Below are 19,761 nucleotides of genomic sequence, written 5' to 3'. Positions count from 1 at the left end.
TTTGAGGCATAATCTAAAACTTTATCGCTTGATAACCAAATAGTTACTTACAGGCTTTGAGCCATCGTTGAAGTCAATCACATAATAATAAGTGCCATCAGGCAAATTTTCGCCTGTATGCAAGCCTATGTTAGCTGTTCCGTTCCAATCGTTTCTATAATTTTCGTTCTGATACACCAAATTCCCCCAACGATTGTAAATTTTTACACTTACTTTTTTGCCTTCAATGCCTTCTATCTTGAACGTATCGTACAAGCCGTCCCCATTTGGCGAAAAGGCTTCGGGAATAAAAATCTTATCACTACTTTGTACTACAATACAAACATTAGCTTTGGCACAAGCATTTTGTGTATCACAAACGCCGTATTCAAAACAATCGGTGCCTGCAAAACCATAAGCAGGCGTGTAGGTAAAAGAGCCATCAGGTTCAATTTTTATAGTACCTTGTGCTGGTGTTGTAAAAGTACCTGCCTGATAGCTGAGCCTATCACCATCTACGTCAAAATCATTTACAGCCAAAGTAGCAGAAACAGGCTGACTTTGTGTAGTGGTAAATTCATCACTCTGAGCCACAGGAGCATCATTGATAGGACGTATCGTAATACTCACATTAGCCTGTGAGCAATTATTTTGTAAATCGCAAACTCTGTAAGCAAACTGCACTACACCATTAAAATCGCGATTGGGTACGTATGTAAAATTGCCATTGGGTAGCAATGTCAGGCTACCATTTTGCACAGCAGTATTTCCATTTACCAAACTGCAAGATAGTTCGTTTGGAGGGCTATCGGGGTCGGTATCATTGCTCAATATATTTCCTTGCAAAAGGGTATCCTCGTCCATTGTAAAGTTATCGGCATTTGCCACCGGTGGCTGGCTTTGTACATTGATAGTAACCATTGCTTGCGAGCAGGCATTACTGGGGTCGCAAACTTGATAAACAAAAGTTACAATCCCTGTAAAATTAGCATTGGGCTGATAGGAAAAAGTACCATTTGCATTAAAAATAAGCGTACCATTTGCCCCCGCAGAGGATGCACTTACAAGCGAAAAAGTCAGTTCAGCAGGGGTATTATCTACATCTGTATCGTTCAGGGCTACATTTCCGTTCAAAAGTGTATTGGCAGGTGTGGTGAAGTTATCATTTTGAGCCACAGGGGCATCATTTACAGGATTTATGGTAATGGTAGCGGTTGCTGTTGCACAAAGTACAGGTGTGCCATTATCGCAAACCTGATACTCAAAACTCACTACACCATTAAAGTTGGCATTGGGCGTATAGGTAAATGTGCCGTCTGTATTGAGTACCAAAGTACCATTTGCCGATGCCGTGCCACCGCTTACTAACGTATAGGTTAAGGTTTGTACAATTTCAGGGTCGCCGTCATCATCATTCAAACTTACATTGCCACTGAAAACTTCGTCCTCATTCATTGTAAAGCTATCATTTTGGGCTATGGGGACATCATTTACAGGATTTATGGTAATGGTGGCGGTTGCTGTTGCACAAAGTACAGGTATGCCGTTATCGCAAACCTGATACACAAAACCCACTACACCATTAAAATTTGAATTGGGCGTATAGGTAAATGTGCCGTCTGCATTGAGTACCAAAGTGCCATTTGCCGATGCTGTGCCACCGCTTACCAGTGTATATGTTAATGTTTGTACAATTTCAGGGTCGCCGCCATTATCATTCAAACTCACATTACCATTCAAAACTTCATCTTCATTCATTGTAAAGCTATCATTTTGGGCTATGGGAGGGTCATTTACAGGTAAAACCTGAATTGTAATCGTTGCCGTTGCACACTGGTTAGTGGGCTGTCCGTTATCGCAAACCGTGTAAAGGTAGGTATCTGTTCCGTTGAAATTGGGTAAAGGTGTGTAGGTAAAAGTGCCATTAGTGTTGATGACAATTGTTCCACCTTGCGAAGTGGTAAATGTACCCGCCTGATACGCAAGGTTTATCGTTTCCAAATCGCTATCATTGCTTGCTACACTACCACTCAAAGGAGTATCTTCAGGGGTAGTAAAGTTATCATTTTGAGGTGTTGGGGGCAAATTGCAAGAAAGAATAAAATTAGGTATAGCAGAAAAAAGGCTTCCTGTATTGCCCAATGTAGCTCCATTCGCAGGAAACTCGGTAAGGGCAGTAGAAGTAGTTGTTCCGTTGTTACCTCCTGCAACATTTTTGCTTGAAAGGTCTGAAGTAGCTAAAACCGCTATCACTCCACCGCCACCACCACCGCCTGGTCCTTGGGCTTGATTGGTCGTAATTAGTTGGTTTCCCCCATTACCGCCTCTTGCTTGAATGTTGATATTGCTTACATTATTTGCTTTCACGATTACGGTACCCCCAGCACCACCTCCACCCGCACCATCGGCGTGTGTGTTGCGGGTATTTTCGCCATTTTCGCCATTAGCGAGTATTTGTCCGTTTCCTGAAATTTGGTTAGCAACTAAAAACACAATGCCTCCTCCATTTCCACCTCTGCCCCCTGCATTATTATTTTGGTCGCCTGCACCGCCGCCACCACCCAAAAATATTCTATTTTCAGGATTAGTGTTCAAAGGTCTGCCCCCAAGCCCTCCGTGAGGTCTGCGGTTATCGCTTGCCCAAGAGGTTGTACCCGGAGCAACTACCAAAGCGTTCTGATTAGAAGTAGAAGTAGTATAACCGCCCCTCCCTCCTCCTGATGAATTGGTAAGAGCATTGCCATTAGCAATATAATCGGGGTCTAAGCTCCAAGCGGCACTGCCTACGCAAGCACTACACATTACCCCCGCTCCACGAAACCAATTTGTAGGGGTGCCTCCATTTGCACCACCGCCACCACCTGCGTTGTTTCCATTACCTCCACCCCCACCATTGGCAGGTGCCCCTCTCCCGAAACGTCCTCCCAAAGCGGTGTATTCTGTCTGATAACCCGCAATACTTTCACCTTTTTCTGCTCCTGCGGTAGCATTGGGCGAAAAGTAAATGGTTTGGTTATTCGCGGTGCTATTATCCAAAGCCCCGCCTCTGAAACCCAAATGGGAAACATTGATATTTCCATTGAGTTGTAAATTTTCAGCATAAATGGCAACTATTCCCCCTCTTGTGCCATTCCAAGCAGGGGCAGTAATAGAAGCACCTATTGAAATAGTCAGATTTTGGTATTGAGGAACTTTTACAACTTGTGTTCTTCCTGCTGTGGTATAGCTTTGGCTCAAAGGACAAGAAAGACTTATGACATTCCCTACTACTTGTGTAACGTAAGCAAACTCATAATTTCCTGCTCCATTCAGGCTAATGATATTGCCGTAGTTGAGCGTATTGGTGTTATCTATGGTAGCTCCTTGCATTTGGATAATCAGCAGTAAATCGCCTCTTTCAAGTGGTTGAGGGCTATTAAGGTCTGCAACATTGGTAACCGTAATTTGTGTGCTACCCGAAGGAGCATTTACTTGTAGAATAGCGTACTGATTTAGCACCGTACTTGGTGAGCTAATCACTTGCGAGCCTAACTTGCCAAATTGGGCAAAGGAAAAGCGAAAAAGAAGGGAAAAAAAGCATAAAGGAAGTAATAGTTTTTTCATAAAATTTTTGTTTTTAAGCTATCTAATAGGCAAAAAGGCAGAACAAGTGTAGTTCTGCCTTTTTTGAAAGATTATTTGCAACAAGCGTATTACTCTTGCTTTTGCAACTGAACTGTGATAATGTTTTCAGGCTTACCTGCTGCAGCAATATTTACTCTCAAAGTAAGATTAGGCGAAGCCAAATCTGCTTGGAAAGTATAAGGAGCATTGCTATTGGTAAATTTAGAAGTGCCAGAAGGCGTAGCAGTCAAAGTTTTAGCAGAAGCATCATATACATAAGTACCTGTTTCTGCGTTAGCACCTGTATTATTATTATTTTTGAACTCATAATTGGTATCGCCAAACATAGCTGTACCATTTACCATATCGGCAAGGTTAGCAGGTGTATTGCCCGCAGAGTTAGTTACAGAAACAATTTTCCAGTTTCCTCTAAGGCTAGGAGTAGGGTCTTCTCCATTTTTCTTTTTACATTTTCCAGCTGAGAAAACTATCCCCAAGAGAGCTACAAAGAGTAGAATTTTCGTGCTTTTCATAAAATTACCAGTTTTAAGGTTTTACTTGAACAAATTATTAGTGCAATATAAGCGATTTTTTTGAAAACTACCAAAAAAAATTTTGATTTTTTTTACAAAACCCGTCATTTATTTCTTGGAAGGCACTTTGTATTATCTGAACGCAACAAGTTCAAACTTAAAAGTTCTATCAGGTATTCTGCCATTGATGGTTCTTCCTTTGCGAGTGAAAGTAAAATGTAGGTTGCTTGCGTCTAATTTGGTTACGGTAGCTTTCACTTGTCCATCAAAATCTATAATAGAAAACGCCGCATCATCAAATCCCCAACGCCCTTCGGGAAGTGGGAAAGCCTCGTATCCGTTGCTTACAAAATACTTTTCTCCTTCAAAAGCAATCGTAAAACCATTGTATTTGGCTACATCATCGGCGGGCAAGCCGTTTTCAGTAACTTCTACTTTCTGCAAAATCCAAAGATTTTGGATAGTTTCTCGCAGACTTACAGGTTCTACAAATTCATACTTTTTACAAGCAAAAAGTAATCCAAAAAGAGGCAGAATCAGCAAAATATTTTTTTTCATAAGCCTTAAAATTTTGAAAATCAATTTTTTATTTTTGAAAAACCGATGAGTTTTCTATAAAACTCACAGGTTTTAGGTTTATTCAGTGATAACTAACTTTCTTGTGAAGGTTTTTCCTTCCATATTTAGTTGCAAAATATACATTCCTTTGGGCAAGCGAGTATCTACTTGCAAGTTTTTACCATTGATTTCAAGCATTTGCTCACACGCTACCTTTCCTTGCAAATCTACAATACGCATTTGTGCAGAAGTATAAAGATTATCACTCAGACGAATGGTAAATTTACCTTGCGAAGGGTTGGGATAGACTACTGCTCCACTGATGTCGTTGGGTTCATCAAGAGCCAGCAGATAAGCATCACGGAAGTTGGTAGCTTCAAACCAACGCTCTCCGAATTCTTGTCGAAACATATTGGCAATTTTGGCATCGTGAATAATGAGCAAGTTTTCGTCGTTGCTATTTTCTGCAGAACTTGTCCAGTTGAATGAACCTGTAATTACCATAGGGTCGGAGGTGGTACGTACTGCATCAATTACAGCGTACTTATGGTGGAACTGACGTGTAACTCCGCTTGGGTACGATTGAACATTTACACCTCTATCACGAAGCCAAATAAAATCGCTTCCCGAAACAACATTATCCGCTACAGCATTTTCATCTTCAATCAAGCCTTTTACGTCCCAGCCTACATTTTGCATAGAGTCTATGGGTACTCTCAATTCATCAGCAGTAAGAATAAGCAAACCAAAACGCAAATCGTTATCGGTGCTATAAATGGCATTACGAATAGCATTGGTAGGTCCATCGGTAGGCGAGAAAAATAGCTCTACGAGTCTATCGCCTATTAAAAATTTAGAAGGAGTATTTTTAATTTTCTGCCCACCAAAACGAGAACGAGGCTGTCTATCAAAATCAGGATGGCTAGGACTTGCCTGCGTACTATTCGGATTTACAGGACCTTCGCCCCACATTTCATCAAATTCTATTCGGTAAGCTCTTGCAAGTGCTTGGTCTTGGATAATGAGGAAATTATTGGGGTCGTCAAAAAGCCCATTGTTAGTAAAGTTTCCGGAACCTGTAATAACAAAAGAGTTCAAGCGGCTATCGGGGTCTATTACCACAAATTTATTGTGATTTCCTGTACCTGTTCTACCCAAAGCTCCTGTGGTACCGTTTCTATCTCTCATTCTTGGAATATTATTGAGCAAGGGGTGAACTAAATTGGCAAGCTCTCCACCAAAGATATAACGCACCTGAACGCCTCTGGCTCTAGCATTTTGCAGGGCAGTAGCTATTTTTGCTCCTCCTGCTATGTTGGAGTTGTAAATGGCTACATCTACAGAAGTATTTGCCCTATCAATGTAGCTTGCGATAATCTCGTCTATATTATTTACTACGGTAGCCACTGCCCCATTACGAGAAAGCGAAGCATCAACAGGCTTGTTGAAAAACACTTTAATTTCTCCCGTAGATTCTGAAGCAGTAGAATACACATCAGTATAGGTTACACTTTTTCCTCTTTGGTTTTCGCAGTAAATTTCCACAAAATAGGGTGTGGCAACATTCAGACCTGTAATGCGAACAATGTGGTCTAATTTGAAATTGTTATCTACAATTTCGCCCACAAAAGTAGTGTCGTAATCAGCGATGAAGTTATTAGGGTCAGAGGTATTAACACTTACCAAGAAAATATTACCCCAACGCACACGCGATTTCGCACTTTGGTTTGTAGAAAATTTGAGTTCAAAAGAAGTAGTTTGAATGTTTGTTTGCTCTACTTTTTCCAAAGCCAAACCTACTTCAAAATCTTTGATGCCTCTTACTACAATCTGATAAGCGGCGGCAAACTGCCCCAAATTTCCTGTAATACTTACTAGACCACGAGGCACTTCCACACCCACTAAGCTATTTCCAGGGTTGATACGCATTACGGGTCCCGCATTACAATCTGCTGATACGGGGAAACAATTTCCTGCCACTCTGTTATTGGGTTCATCAATATCATAACTTCTGCCCGCAGAGCCACTGCCAAAAATTCTATCGCCTGTATCTATGAGTACATCTTCCAAACGCACCAGCATACTTTCCAATGGTTCGGCAACCGCAGGGTTTTGCAAATCTGCAAAACTCACCACAATAGGAGCAGGCACAGGGCGATTGGTTGCTACCACTTGAATATTCAAAGGTTCAACGAGTTGTTTTAAGCTATTGAACTCTGCCAAAACCCCTGTAATCACGATGCTATCACCGGGTTTTAGAGCCTGCAAGGCAGGAGCCGAAGGAGAGTTTTGAGCAAAAATATTCATACCTCCTGTGGCATCTTGAAAGCATCGCGTACGATTACGGTTATCAAAAAGAGCATCATTGGTTACAATACCTGTAACCGTAACAGTTTCACCATTGGCTTTCAGCCGAGCCGTACCGATAGGCTCAATGGTTTGCGATAGTGCAAAATTTGCAATAAATAGCGTGAGAAATAGATAGATTTTTTTCATATCGGTTGTTTTTTTGCCTATCTCCTATCCCCTCTCTATTCCGAAAAAAGAATAAAAGAGAGGGGATAAAGAAGTAAATTATTTTTGAAGCACCAAACGTTTTACAAATCTTACATTTTCGTTACTGAATTGCAAGAAATACAAGCCATTGGGCAAGTTTTCTACATTGAGGGTTTCGTTGCTTGTGAATTGTCCTATTTTTCTACCTGTTACATCTTGCAATGCTACCTGATATACTCCACTTGTCTGAACTTGTACGAATTTGCTCGCAGGATTGGGGAACACAATCGTTTGAGCGGCAAGTTCATCAGCAATAGAAAGTGGTGCAAGCTGTCTGCCTTCGGTGCTTACAATTGCTGTAAGCAAGTTGGCTGAATGTTGCAGATTTACAGGTTTTAAGCCATTCACATCAGATTTAGGCTCAAAGCGTACCGAAATCGTTACATTGTTGTTATTTACTTCGGCAGGTGTGAAAGAAATGCTTGAAGCGAAGTTTGTGCCGTCTTTGGAAAGTGAGAAGTTTTGGTTATCGCTATTGGTTATCAATACATTTTCAGTAAGACCTACCGCCGAGAAAGTATAAGTTTGAGGAGTGGCGAGTTGGTCTTTGGGTGTATCAGGGAAATTAGCGAGTGTCGCATTTACAACCCCTCTTACTGCAACGTTTTCGGAAACTGTTCCTGATGTATTGGTGATGTTTGCTATCAATATTTTAGCATTTGTATTACTTGCCGCCAAACGAACATTGATAGTGGTATTCGGAACATTACCACTTACAGGGGTGAGCGTAACGCTACTGCCATATGTAGAAGAGGTGCTTTGTTTGATTTCAAAACCCGCAGGAGCGGTAATTACGAGATTAGAAGAAAGATTACTACCTGAAACAATGTAATCCTGAACAGCAGAAGCCGTATTGGCATTGGTAGTAAATAGATTGAGCGTAGCAGGATTTACATTTATCACAGGGCTGGTATTGGCAGGCGTAACTTGTGCCCAAGTAATACCCACACGCAACTCGTCTATTTCCATATCACCCGTACCTACGCCGCTGGTATTAGCATTGCGAAGACAAATACTTTCTAAATCGGTAGGTGTAGAAGTTCCAAAAGTGGAAGTAAATGTAGGTGTAGGTTCAGGTGAGCCGGGTACAGGATTGATAAAAATGCTTGAGGCTTGAGTAGCAATATTATACTTAATAACCACAAAATAATTGGTATTGATTGCCAAGTCCTGAGGAGAAGTACCATAAATATCAGCCGCTGTTGGCGAGCCACCTCCTTTGGTCAATATACCCAACTGATACGTATTGGAAGCACTACCCTGACGAACATAAACCCTTGCTACATAGTTGAACGTAGAAAAGGTTGCTCCTGCTTCTTCTGCAAAGTGCATAAAATATGCCCCTACATTGGTATTGGTTTGAAATTTAGAAACATCACTCACACGAATTATAAAAGAAGCATATACATTACCACTGGTTACAGAGCTAAATCCTTTGTTCAAATCTTCGCTTTGTGTTGAAAGCAACTGAATTTTGTTTCCTGTGGCTGTTTCAAGTCCTGTATAGTTCAAGTTTCCTGCTATACGTTGTACTTGCCCAACCGTACCATTATGGGTAGCCCAACCATTTTGCCCATTGAGATTGCCTGTTCCAGCAAAAGGCTCGTAAATAGGTGAAAAAGGAGCAGAAACATTACCGCTTACTGCCACATTTTGTGTAGTAGCTCCGCCACCTGCATTGCTCACATTACCGCTCACAGGTCCCACAGGTGCAGAAGCCGCTATGCGTACATAAATGGTAGTAGAAGCCAAAGTACCACTGTTGTAAGGTACATTCACACTACCCGAAAAGGTTGTATTATTCAAAGAAACTTCAAAATTGGTAGGTGCTGTAACCGTAATATTGCCTGAAGCAGGAGTAAGACTTGTGCCGCTCAAAGTATAAGTTTGTGAGCTAGATGGCGTACCCGCTGTTGTACTAAAACCTGATAGCGAAGCAGGCGAAACCGTTAGTAATGGCGTAAGAGGGTTTACCGTACCACTCACCGCTACCGTAGGAGGGCTTGTAACACCTCCGCCCGAATGGGTTACATTACCACTCACTGGTCCCGCAGGTGCCGAAGCTGCTATGCGTACATAAATGGTAGTAGAAGCCAATGTACCGCTGTTGTAAGGCACATTCACACTACCCGAAAAGGTTGAGTTATCCGTAGAAACTTCAAAATTGGCAGGTGCTGTAACTGTAATATTACCCGAAGCAGGAGTAAGGTTAGCTCCGCTCAAAGTATAATTTTGTGAGCTGGAAGCCGAACCCACAGTAGTAGAAAAGCCCGATAAAGAAGCAGGAGAAACAGATAAAGAAGGAGTTGTAGGTATAACATCACTCCAAGAAGTACCTATTCTTAACTCATCTATTTCTAAATCAGGTGTTTCTGTATTAGAGTCCTGTCTAACTAAAAATTTTGCAATATCTACCAAATCAGTTCCCGTATGAGTATCTAATAAAGTAGGTGTTGGCTCTGTTGGTGAAATAGCAGGATTTACCCAAAGTCTAACTTCATCATTATTGGTACCAGTAACAAAAGTATATTTTACAACAATTAAGTATGTTGTATTTGTCGTATAATTAGTTGTTGTAAAAGTCGTAGCTGTACCTGTTGCAGTTCTTACTTCTATTCCTATATTATACGTGTTATCATCTACTCGCTTTGTCCATAACGTTCCTCCATAGTTTGTAGTTGAAGCATTGTCTATGAATCCAACAATATAACCACCATTAGGATCAGTTACGCCTGCCATAGATTTTACATTCAATAGCAAAGAGTAATAAACAGAACCACTAGTTTGATTTGTAAAAGATTTGTATGCATCAATGCCTATACCTGCAAAACCAATTTTATTACCTATTGGGGCGGGCATACCTGTATACGATAAATTACCAGATAAGACATCAATGTTATCTCCAGTATTTATTGCCGTCCAACCAACTTGTGTCTGTAATGGAGTACCCGCCGTATAATTAAATGCCTCATAATGAGGTAGTGTAACTTGCCCCATCACACGCTCTCCTACACCCCAAAACAAGAGCAATAGGAAAAATATTTTTGTGTAAAAATTTTGTTTCATAAAATCCAAAGTTTATTGTTCAACCAAAAACATTGCAAAGGTAAAAATTTTTCATTGAAAGCCTGTTAAGGTATTGTTAAGAAAAAAGCAGTGAGCCATCATTTTTGCCCACTGCTTACACTAAATATCATCTACTTACCACTATTTTTTTGGTAATAGAACCTTGTGCATTTCTAAAATTCACATAATACACACCACTTGCCAAATCGTTTAGTATAATAGTACGAGGGGAATTCCCCAATTTTTTCACTACTCTGCCTGTAACATCAGTAATGCTCAAATCATAATTTTGTAAAGGAGTACGTACAAAAATTTCAGTTTGAGCAGGCATAGGATAAAGCACTGTATTTTCTACATCAAAACCTGAAATAGCCGAAATTTCTGTAAAATCTACTCTATGCACCTTTTGCGAGCCTATGCCCAGCCCCGCTCCCGTACTGGTAATGGTAAATTCAACACCTTTGTCTGTAATGTTTTCAGCAATAGGTTGCAAGAAAAAGGCTGTTTCGGTAGCACCCGCAGGGATATTGATACGGAAAGTTGTGTCTGCTTGCAATACGGGGCTTTGCGAAAAATCGGCAAGAGCAGTAGCGTTGAGCAAACGAGCTTTCAAATTTACAAAAGTCAGGCGTTTGGTAGCAGGCTGGATATTCATTTTGATAAAAGTATTTTCTCCTTTGGGAACTTGCGAAGAAATACCCGTAAATTCAATCAAGGCAAAGCCATTGCCTATTTCAGCACCTTCTACATACACACCCACAGGCGAGGCAAGTTGCGGAGTAGTAATTACAATGTCGCCGTCTTTATCGCCATCTACTCCTGAATTAGGAGCAAAGCGAACATAAACGGTCTTGGAGGTCATTGTAGGAAGGGTAAAATCTGTACCTGCCACAAAAGAAATGGTGCTGGCATACGTAGAGCCATCTTTGGAAAGTTGGAAATTTTCAGGGGCTTCCAGCGTAACGTTACCTTGTAAGTTGCTACCTGCCACTGAAAAGGTCTGCGTAGCTGAAACACCACCAAAATTTACATTCCCAAAAGGCACAAGCGAACCTGAAACACTGATAGCAGGCGGCGTGATAGGCGGAGCCGATACCGCAGTAAAAGAAATATCGTCCAAAGTCCAGCGTGCCGCCGCTGTTGCCGTTGAAGTATAAACAAATGCCACATAGCGGTTGCTACCTGCATAAGCCGATAAATCAACATTTGCCGTTTCTGTCCATACGTCAGAATTGATAGCAGGGAAAGTAGCTCCTGATACATTTACCCAAGTAGCGGCATTAGGATTGCCTGTTCCTGTATAATTGGAAGAAACTTTCAGTTGCAAAGTATTTCCACTAAACTTTGTCCTTGACCAATAAGACATTTTAGAAGTAGCACTCAAATTGAGTGGTGGCGAAATAAGCCAATCTTCATTTACTACGGGACCGCTTGCATAGCCATTCATCTGCACTCCATTGGAGCTATTACGCCCAAAAGTAGTACATTGCCAAGTTTGGGCACCTGTTACACTGAATTGTGTCCAAGTGTTTAGATTGTTGCAGGGGTCAAAAGTTTCTGTAACATTAGACGAAGCCGAGGCATCTCGGAGGGTTATATTGTGGGTAGAAGTTCCCAAACCTACGCCATTGGTCGGTGAAGAAATCACCAAACGTATGGTTTCATCAGGTTCGGCAGTACCATCGCTTTGAATAGTAATTTGTACAGGTTTAATGGTTTCTGTACCTGTGAAAGTCAGTGAAGTAGTAAGCAAAGTGAAATCCGCAGGCGAAGTGGCAGTAGTACCTGTGCCGCTTACAGAAACATTTACGCTGAAAGGATTATTAGCTGTGGTATTGACCACTACATTTACCGTATGAGTAATAGTACCTGAATTGGGCTCTTGTACCGTAGAGTTAGGTACAGAAAAACTCACTTGTGGGCTAACAGGTCCAAAACCCCAAATCACCGCAACCCATTCGGGGTGGTCTATGAAGGGATTTCTATTGCCTTGAATAGAATACACAGCATTGTTGCGTGCAATTTCTTTGGCACTCACAGGATCTTGGATATGCCATTGATAAAGCAAATTTAAGTGCCAAGTATCAAAAACTTGCGTAGATGTACCATTGAGTACATTATCGGCATTGCCATTATTTTGCCAAGAAGCTATCACATTTTCGTAGCGGGTTGCCATATAGAAATAGCTTCTTGCAAAATCACCTTTGTACTCATCGCGGGGCTCAAAAACAATGCCTGTATAGCCAGGGAAAGAGCAGTTGCCCAACTTGCTACCATTTTGGCTTGTCCAAGTAGGTGCTGAAACCGTACCAAATGGATAATTGCTACGCTTTCCATTTACATAGCCATCAGTAGGATAAATATGAAACAAATCCGACTGCATTGGCGATTGGGAATTGAACCAAGACTGCGGAAAAGAGTGTTCCCTATTGAAACATTGTCCTTCGGCACTATAAGAGCCGCATTTCTGCGACCAGTTGTATTCATAGGGTGGCGTGCCACTCGGAATGTCTGAGTACATATCCCACACTTTACCATTAGATTTCTTATCGGTAGCATTACCATTGTAAGTTCCTTCAAAACACGCATATAACGAGCTATAAGGAATTACCGTGTGGTTTTTGATAATGTTGTAAAGCTGAGTTTTCAGGGTATAACCTGTACCTGTAGCAGTGCTATAATAACCCGCAGGAGGCTGGGCGTATGCTGTAAAAGAGCATACAATCAAGCAGAAAAGTAAAAGTTTTTTCATACATTTTTTTCGTTTTATACAAAACCGAAAGCAAAAGTAAGCATAAAATTTTGAAAAATTTGTCTAAATTAGAAAAGTATCTTCACAAGTAGCTTTTTTTCAATATTTTAAGCTCTCACTAAATTCAAAAAATAAACTTTTTTTAACTTGGGCTTAATAGGGCGAGCAGTAAACCAAGAAATTTGCTTATACTTGCAAAATCGTTTATGCCCCTATGCGTCCTCACGAAAAAGTAAATTTGATTTTTGGCTCTACAATGGTGCTTATCTACCTTTTTGGTGGAGTTTTTGTGATTATGTATGCCGAAAAGCTAATGGAAAAGCCTCGCCCTGCCGAAGTTTTGGGCTGGGTAATGATAGCTTACAGCTTCTTACGTGCTTTGCGTGTGTATGAAGGCATTAAGCAATGGCGAAAAGAAAAACGCAAAAAATAAACTACTCTTTCTCTGCCCAACTTTTTTTCTTATTGAAATTCGCTAAATTTGCATTTCCGTAAAATTTCGTTTTTTAGAAAATCCACATATGTTACGCATTGGTATTTTTTTTGGTGGGCAATCGCGTGAGCGTGAAATTGCCTTTGCAGGAGGTAGAACCGTCTATGATAACCTCAATAAAGAATTATTTGAACCCGTACCTATTTTTGTAGATAGTTTGGGCAATTTTATTTTGCTTGAATGGCAATATATTTACAAAGGGACTATTCGCGATTTTTATCCACCCGCTTCGCACCAGCCCAAAGAATTTCAAATTTATATTGAATCTTTGCCTAACCAAGATTTAACCCATACCATTGGCAAAAAAATTCAACCTTCAGAATTTAAGCAATATTTTGATGTAGCATTTTTGGCTCTGCACGGCTTGCAAGGCGAAGATGGAGCCGTGCAGGGACTTTTGGAGTGGTACGATATTCCTTACACAGGTTGTGGTATTTTACCTTCGGCAATTGGTACAAACAAAGCCGTGCAAGCCGATTTACTGGCTCAATATGGTTTCAAACGCCCCAAATATCTCACTTTGAGCAAAAAAGAGTATTTGCAAAATTTTTACAAAGGTGATATTTTAGAATGGCTCGTTGCCAAAATTGGCTTGCCTATGGTTATCAAAGCCCCTAATCAAGGCTCTTCCATTGGCATTTCCATTCTCAACGAAAAAGATAACCACGCTTTTCACGAACTTATTTGCAAAGCCTTTTTTATAGAAGAAATTTCAGGACGGAAGTGGAAAAACTTCTCTCGTGAGCAAAAATGGGCTTTTATTACCCGCCTTACCGATATTCGTGAAGGCATTGGCTTTCCTTTGGAACTGCGACTCATTGCTCAAAATCTTGACGGCACTCGACAAGAATTGAACAATTTTGGAATTTTTTATCACCCCGAAGCACTCTGGCAGAAACTTGATGAAATCCTTACGGAAAATCATTACAAAGCCCAAATGACTGCCACAAGCAGTGAAGAAAGTATCCTGATTGAGCGGTTTATTATCGGCAAAGAGTTTTCTTGTATTGTCATAGAAGACGAAAATGGTGAGCCTTTGGCTTTGCCTCCTACTGAAATTGTCAAAAAATCGGATATTTTTGACTACCGAGCCAAGTATCTGCCCGGTATCAGCAGGAAAGTTACGCCCATTGATTTGCCCACCGAACAAATTGAAGCTATTCGCAAAGAGTGTTGCAGGCTTTTCAAAACTATTCACGCAAGCGTATATGCCCGTATAGATGGTTTCATCAATGCTTTGGGTGAAATCTACCTCAACGACCCCAACACTACTTCGGGAATGTTGCCTTCTTCTTTCTTTTTTCATCAAGCCGCTGAAATTGGCTTGAACCCCTCGCAGTTTCTAACGTACATTATTCGCACCTCGCTTGCTGCAAGAGCCAAAACACCCAAAAACAACTACTTCATCAAACAACTGCTAACCAACTTGGACAAAGCCCTTGAAAATGAACAAAATAAGCAAGTACCCAAAACACGCGTAGCCGTAATTATGGGCGGTTATTCTTCGGAAAGGCATATTTCGGTAGAAAGTGGTAGAAATATCTACGAAAAATTGGCTTCATCAGGTAAGTACGAGCCTATTCCTGTATTTCTGACAGGCAATACCGAAAATCACGAATTGTATTTGCTTCCTATCAATATTATGCTCAAAGATAATGCAGACGATATTGCTATGCAAGCAAAAGCAATCAAGTTACAAGACAGCAAAAAAGATATTTTGGCAAAAATCAGAAATGAAGGCAGTGCTATCACACAAAAATACGCCCACCACCCCATCTTTGAACCTCAAAAAATCACCTATGCCGATTTGAAAAATTTAGCTGATGTAGCTTTCATTGCACTGCACGGCAGACCGGGCGAAGATGGGGCTTTGCAACAAGAATTAGAAAAAATAGGCTTGCCCTACAATGGTTCAGGTGTTGCCAGTTCGCAAGTTACTATCAATAAGTACGAAACCAACGAAATTTTAGCTCAAAATGGCATTGCTGTTGCCCGCCACGCTTTGCTCTACAAAAAAGAATATCTTACCAGCCCCCAGAAAGCTATCCAAGAGATTGAGGCAAAATTTTCGTATCCATTTATTTGCAAACCTGCTGATGATGGGTGCAGTTCGGCTGTAAAAAAAGTACGCAATCGCGAGCAATTGCAAGCCTATATTGAACAAACTTTCAGACAAGATGAAAATTTCCTGCCCCAAGCCACGCAAATCTTACAACTCAAAGCAGGTGAGGAATTTCCCCGTAGAGATTATTTTTTAATTGAAGAGCTTATCACCCAAGGCGAAGCCGAGCATTTTTTAGAAATCACAGGGGGAATGCTCACGCATCGTTTGCCCAATGGCTTGCGACATTACGAAGTGTTTGAGCCTTCCGAAACGCTTGCCACTGGCGATGTACTATCGTTGGAAGAAAAGTTTTTGGCAGGAGAGGGACAAAATATCACCCCTGCACGATTTTCTAAAAACCCCGCAGAGCAAGAGCGTATTTCGGCGGAAGTCAAGAAAACTCTCCAAAAAACTGCTGAAATTCTCAATGTAGAAGGTTACTGCCGTATAGATGCCTTTGTACGCATATACGCCAGTGGCAAAGTAGAAACCATTATCATTGAAGTTAATTCTTTACCAGGAATGACACCCGCCACTTGTATCTTTCACCAAGCCTCCCTAAATGGCTACAAACCCTATGAGTTCATAGATAAAATTTTGGAGTATGGGAAAAATCGCTGATTTGCATACATTTACATTAGACTTATTTCAAAATTACACTTACCAAGGGATACCTCTGGAAAGCCGAAGATATATCGGCAACAAATTCAAACTTTCTGATTGGATATTTGAACATATCCAAAAGCATACGCAAAACTGCCAAAGTTTTTTTGATGCATTCGCAGGAACAGGCATTTTAAGCAAAAAAGCTACTCTAATTTATCCCAAAATTATCATCAATGACCTTTTACATTCTAATTTTGTTATTTACAAGGCATTTTTTGAAAAGTCCGATTGGGATTTTACGAAAATTACCGATATTTTGAATTTCTATAATCAACTCAATCCAACTCTACTACCTGATAACTATTTTTCAGAAAACTTTGGCAATAAATTTTTTGACTACCCTAACGCTAAAATTATTGGCTATATTCGTGAAGATTTAGAAAAACGGCGTAATGAACTTACAACCAAAGAGTTTTACATACTATTGGCTACTCTCATTTACAACATAGATAAAATTGCCAACACCGTAGGGCATTTTGATGCCTATATCAAAAAAAATATTCAGCACCCCCAACTACAACTCAAACTCATAGAGCAATGCCCGCACCCAAATATAGAAATCTATAAAGAAAATGCTAATGACCTGGTACATAAGGTTCAGGCAGATATTGCCTACATAGACCCTCCTTACAACTCTCGGCAATATAATCGCTTTTATCACGTATACGAAAATTTGGTTGAATGGAAAAAACCAAAACTTTTTGGAGTGGCTCTCAAACCCCAACCTGAAAACAATAGCCTATACTGCACTACCAAAGCAAAACAAGTTTTTACAGACCTGATAAAAAATCTAAAAGTTCGCTACATTGTAGTATCGTATAACAATACCTACAAATCTAAAAGCAGTTCATCTACCAATAAGATTAAGTTAGAAGAGATTTATGAAGTTTTAAGCCAAAAAGGAGAAACACAAGTTTTTGAAAAACCCTATAAATTTTTCAATGCAGGCAAAACAGAATTTAACGACCACCGAGAATTTTTGTTTATTTCCCGAGTGGAAAAATGATAGGCTTATACGCTCTCCTTTATTTTATGTAGGGGATAAATACAAGCTCTTGAAAGAAATCAAAAAATACTTTCCTTCGGAAATAAACAAATTTATTGAGCCATTTGTAGGAGGCGGCTCGGTATTTTTGAATGTAGAGGCTGAAAGTTATTACTTGAACGATATAGATAGCTATCTTGTTCAAATTCATCAATTTCTTTGTGAGAAAGCCCAGCACCCAGAGATATTCTTCCAAGAAATTGAATTTTGGATAAAAAAATATGGCTTTTCTTACTCTTTCAAGCAAGATATTGTCCCCAAAGAGCTTAAATTAAAACACAAAAAAACGTATTATGCACATTTTAATAGAACACCCTTTGAAAAGTTAAAAGCAGATTTCAACCAAAGCGGGAAAAATGATATGCTCAAACTTTACCTGCTCCTTATTTATGGTTTCAATAGAATGCTACGCTTTAATGCCAAAGGCGATTTTAACGTACCCGTAGGAAATGTAGATTTTAATAAAAATGTTTTTCAGGCTTTGCAAAACTATTTTGAAGTAGTAAAAAACAGAAAAATAAACTGGTTCAATCAGGATTACAGAGATTTTCTCAAAAATTTTTACCTCACCTCCCAAGATTTTATTTATTTAGACCCTCCCTATCTTATTACATTCAGCGAATACAACAAACTATGGACACAAATCCAAGAAAAAGAACTTATCAAAATGCTGAACGAACTGCATCAGAAAGGTTTGCGTTTTGCCGTTTCTAATGTAATTTCCTATAAAGGCAAAGTGAATGAGGTTTTTAAAATATGGGCGAAAAATTTCACCATTATTCCTATTAAAAGCAATTATATCAGCTATCACGACAATTCTCACAAAAAATTTGAAGAAGTTTTAGTTTGTAATTACTTATGAACAATCAACGTTTCAAGTACAAACCCTTACTTTTTACAACAACCATTCGCAACCCCGAACGGCTGAAAGATTTTCTTACGATTTTAGCTGAATACGAACAAGAAATTCTAACAGAAAGAGTTATTGAGAAAATTTCTAAAAAGCTAATACAGAAAGGTTTATATCAGCCTACCCAAGTAAGCCCTGAAATAAAGCGAAAATGGAAAAATAATGAAGATTTATCGCTAAGCGAAGTAGAAAAAGTATTTGCCGATAACCCCCAAAAGCATAAAGAGGCTGGATTTAGCAAAGGTTGGGCATCCAGATTTGATACTTGGTTCAAACTTGCCAAAGAATTGGGCTTTGTATATTATGCCCTCAACGAAAAAATTATTTTTTCTCAAACAGGAAAAATGCTTTTAGATACCGAGAACCCAAGTAATGAAATTTTTGTCTTTGCTAATGCTTTTGCCAAATACCAAAGAAATAATCCTTTCCGAAAAGTATTAAATGCAAATAAACCGCTTATTTTGCTTTTACAGACTATTCTACTACTTAAAAACGATAAAAAGCAAACCCAAGCAGGTATTGCCCGCCAAGAAATTTCTTTGCTCCTTTGCTGGCGAGATGATAATGCTTCTGAACTATGCCAACAAATTAAAGACTTGAGAAAGAATTTTGGCTATGCACCAAGCAATGAAGTAATTTTAGAAATTTGTGATAGGCTTCTTGATAAAATCAAAAGAGATGAAAAGTCTATTTTGGTAGATTATACAGATGAATTTATACGTAAAATGCGTTTGACAGGGCTTATCAGCTTGCGTGGAGGGGGAAAATTCATAGATATCAACACCAAAGAGGAAAAAGCTATTACTTATATTTTGAAAGAATATGCTCAAACAAAAAATTTTCATTCGGAAAAAGATTTTTTTGAGTATATTGGTACAATAGACCAAACTCTTCTTGAACAATTTACTTCCTACAAACAAAGAGAGGTTGCTCAAAAAAAAGATTTAGAAAAGTGGCTCAATCGCTTTTCTTTGGAAACTATCAAGAACGAAATGCTTTTTTTAGCCTCTGGCAAAACCTCTAAAAACGAAATTTTACGCTTCATAGAGGCTCCTTTGCGTTTAGAATTTCTAACTACGCTATCTGTAATAAAGCAAATACCTCATTTGAGCATCAAGCCTAATTATATCAGTGATGACGAAGGATTGCCCACTTGCTTTGCCCCTGCCAACCTGCCCGATATAGAATGCTATGAAAATGATAGCGTTTTCCTTTTAGAAGTAACCCTTTTGAAGGGTGCAACACAACACATTCGTGAAAGTTATTCGGTACAGCGGCATCTGGAAAGTTTTTTAGAGAAAAACTCAAACACTTGTAGTATTCTAATTTCTCCCAAAGCTCACATTGATACTTGTCGCCATTCGGCTTATATCAAGTTTCAATATGGTTATGAGGTTAGGGTTCTGGATATAGATTTATTCTTGAAACAACTTGAAAAACTGAATACATTGTACGAAGTGGCTTTTGGTAAAACCAGTTGCGAAAAACCCTAAACT

The 19,761-nt window shown here is 39.7% G+C and carries 11 protein-coding genes; 5 read left to right on the top strand and 6 right to left on the bottom strand.

Features of this window, described 5'->3' with window-relative positions; genetic code table 11:
- Positions 1 to 21: 21 nt before the first annotated feature.
- The 6 genes from ACWITO_RS07645 to ACWITO_RS07620 all read right to left on the bottom strand — a co-directional run bounded on the left by ACWITO_RS07645 (position 22) and on the right by ACWITO_RS07620 (position 13,047).
- Positions 22 to 3,582, bottom strand: a complete 3,561-nt coding sequence (locus ACWITO_RS07645) for an Ig-like domain-containing protein (RefSeq protein ID WP_448529401.1) — start codon at positions 3,580 to 3,582, stop codon at positions 22 to 24.
- A gap of 89 nt (positions 3,583 to 3,671) precedes the next feature.
- Positions 3,672 to 4,115 carry a hypothetical protein gene (locus ACWITO_RS07640; protein WP_448529400.1) on the bottom strand — a complete coding sequence of 148 codons (444 nt, stop codon included), beginning with the start codon at positions 4,113 to 4,115 and terminating at the stop codon, positions 3,672 to 3,674.
- A gap of 132 nt (positions 4,116 to 4,247) precedes the next feature.
- Positions 4,248 to 4,673, bottom strand: coding sequence for a hypothetical protein (locus ACWITO_RS07635; protein ID WP_448529399.1), 426 nt, complete (start codon positions 4,671 to 4,673; stop codon positions 4,248 to 4,250).
- A gap of 78 nt (positions 4,674 to 4,751) precedes the next feature.
- Complete coding sequence (locus tag ACWITO_RS07630; RefSeq protein ID WP_448529398.1) at positions 4,752 to 7,169, bottom strand: phospholipase D-like domain-containing protein; 2,418 nt, start codon at positions 7,167 to 7,169, stop codon at positions 4,752 to 4,754.
- 78 nt (positions 7,170 to 7,247) lie between these two features.
- Positions 7,248 to 10,295 (bottom strand): T9SS type A sorting domain-containing protein, encoded by a 3,048-nt coding sequence (locus tag ACWITO_RS07625; RefSeq protein ID WP_448529397.1) that lies wholly within the window; start codon positions 10,293 to 10,295, stop codon positions 7,248 to 7,250.
- Between the two features lie 127 nt (positions 10,296 to 10,422).
- Positions 10,423 to 13,047: an endonuclease gene (locus ACWITO_RS07620; protein ID WP_448529396.1), complete on the bottom strand. Its 2,625-nt coding sequence runs from the start codon at positions 13,045 to 13,047 to the stop codon at positions 10,423 to 10,425.
- Between the two features lie 214 nt (positions 13,048 to 13,261).
- Between ACWITO_RS07620 and ACWITO_RS07615 the strand changes: the two genes are divergently transcribed.
- The 5 genes from ACWITO_RS07615 to ACWITO_RS07595 all read left to right on the top strand — a co-directional run bounded on the left by ACWITO_RS07615 (position 13,262) and on the right by ACWITO_RS07595 (position 19,758).
- Positions 13,262 to 13,480: a hypothetical protein gene (locus ACWITO_RS07615; RefSeq protein ID WP_448529395.1), complete on the top strand. Its 219-nt coding sequence runs from the start codon at positions 13,262 to 13,264 to the stop codon at positions 13,478 to 13,480.
- 88 nt (positions 13,481 to 13,568) lie between these two features.
- Positions 13,569 to 16,265, top strand: coding sequence for a D-alanine--D-alanine ligase family protein (locus ACWITO_RS07610; RefSeq protein ID WP_448529394.1), 2,697 nt, complete (start codon positions 13,569 to 13,571; stop codon positions 16,263 to 16,265).
- A complete protein-coding gene (locus ACWITO_RS07605) occupies positions 16,249 to 17,316 on the top strand; it encodes a DNA adenine methylase (protein WP_448529393.1) in 1,068 nt (355 codons plus the stop codon). The genes ACWITO_RS07610 and ACWITO_RS07605 overlap by 17 nt, the downstream gene beginning before the upstream one ends.
- A complete protein-coding gene (locus ACWITO_RS07600; RefSeq protein ID WP_448529392.1) occupies positions 17,252 to 18,217 on the top strand; it encodes a DNA adenine methylase in 966 nt (321 codons plus the stop codon). Before ACWITO_RS07605 ends, ACWITO_RS07600 begins: the two co-directional genes overlap by 65 nt.
- Complete coding sequence (locus ACWITO_RS07595) at positions 18,214 to 19,758, top strand: AlwI family type II restriction endonuclease (protein ID WP_448529391.1); 1,545 nt, start codon at positions 18,214 to 18,216, stop codon at positions 19,756 to 19,758. Before ACWITO_RS07600 ends, ACWITO_RS07595 begins: the two co-directional genes overlap by 4 nt.
- Positions 19,759 to 19,761: the final 3 nt, after the last annotated feature.

It is taken from the genome of Raineya sp. (assembly GCF_053497555.1).
The sequence above is the reverse complement of the archived record's forward strand: the minus strand, read 5'-3'. Positions and strand labels throughout refer to the sequence as shown.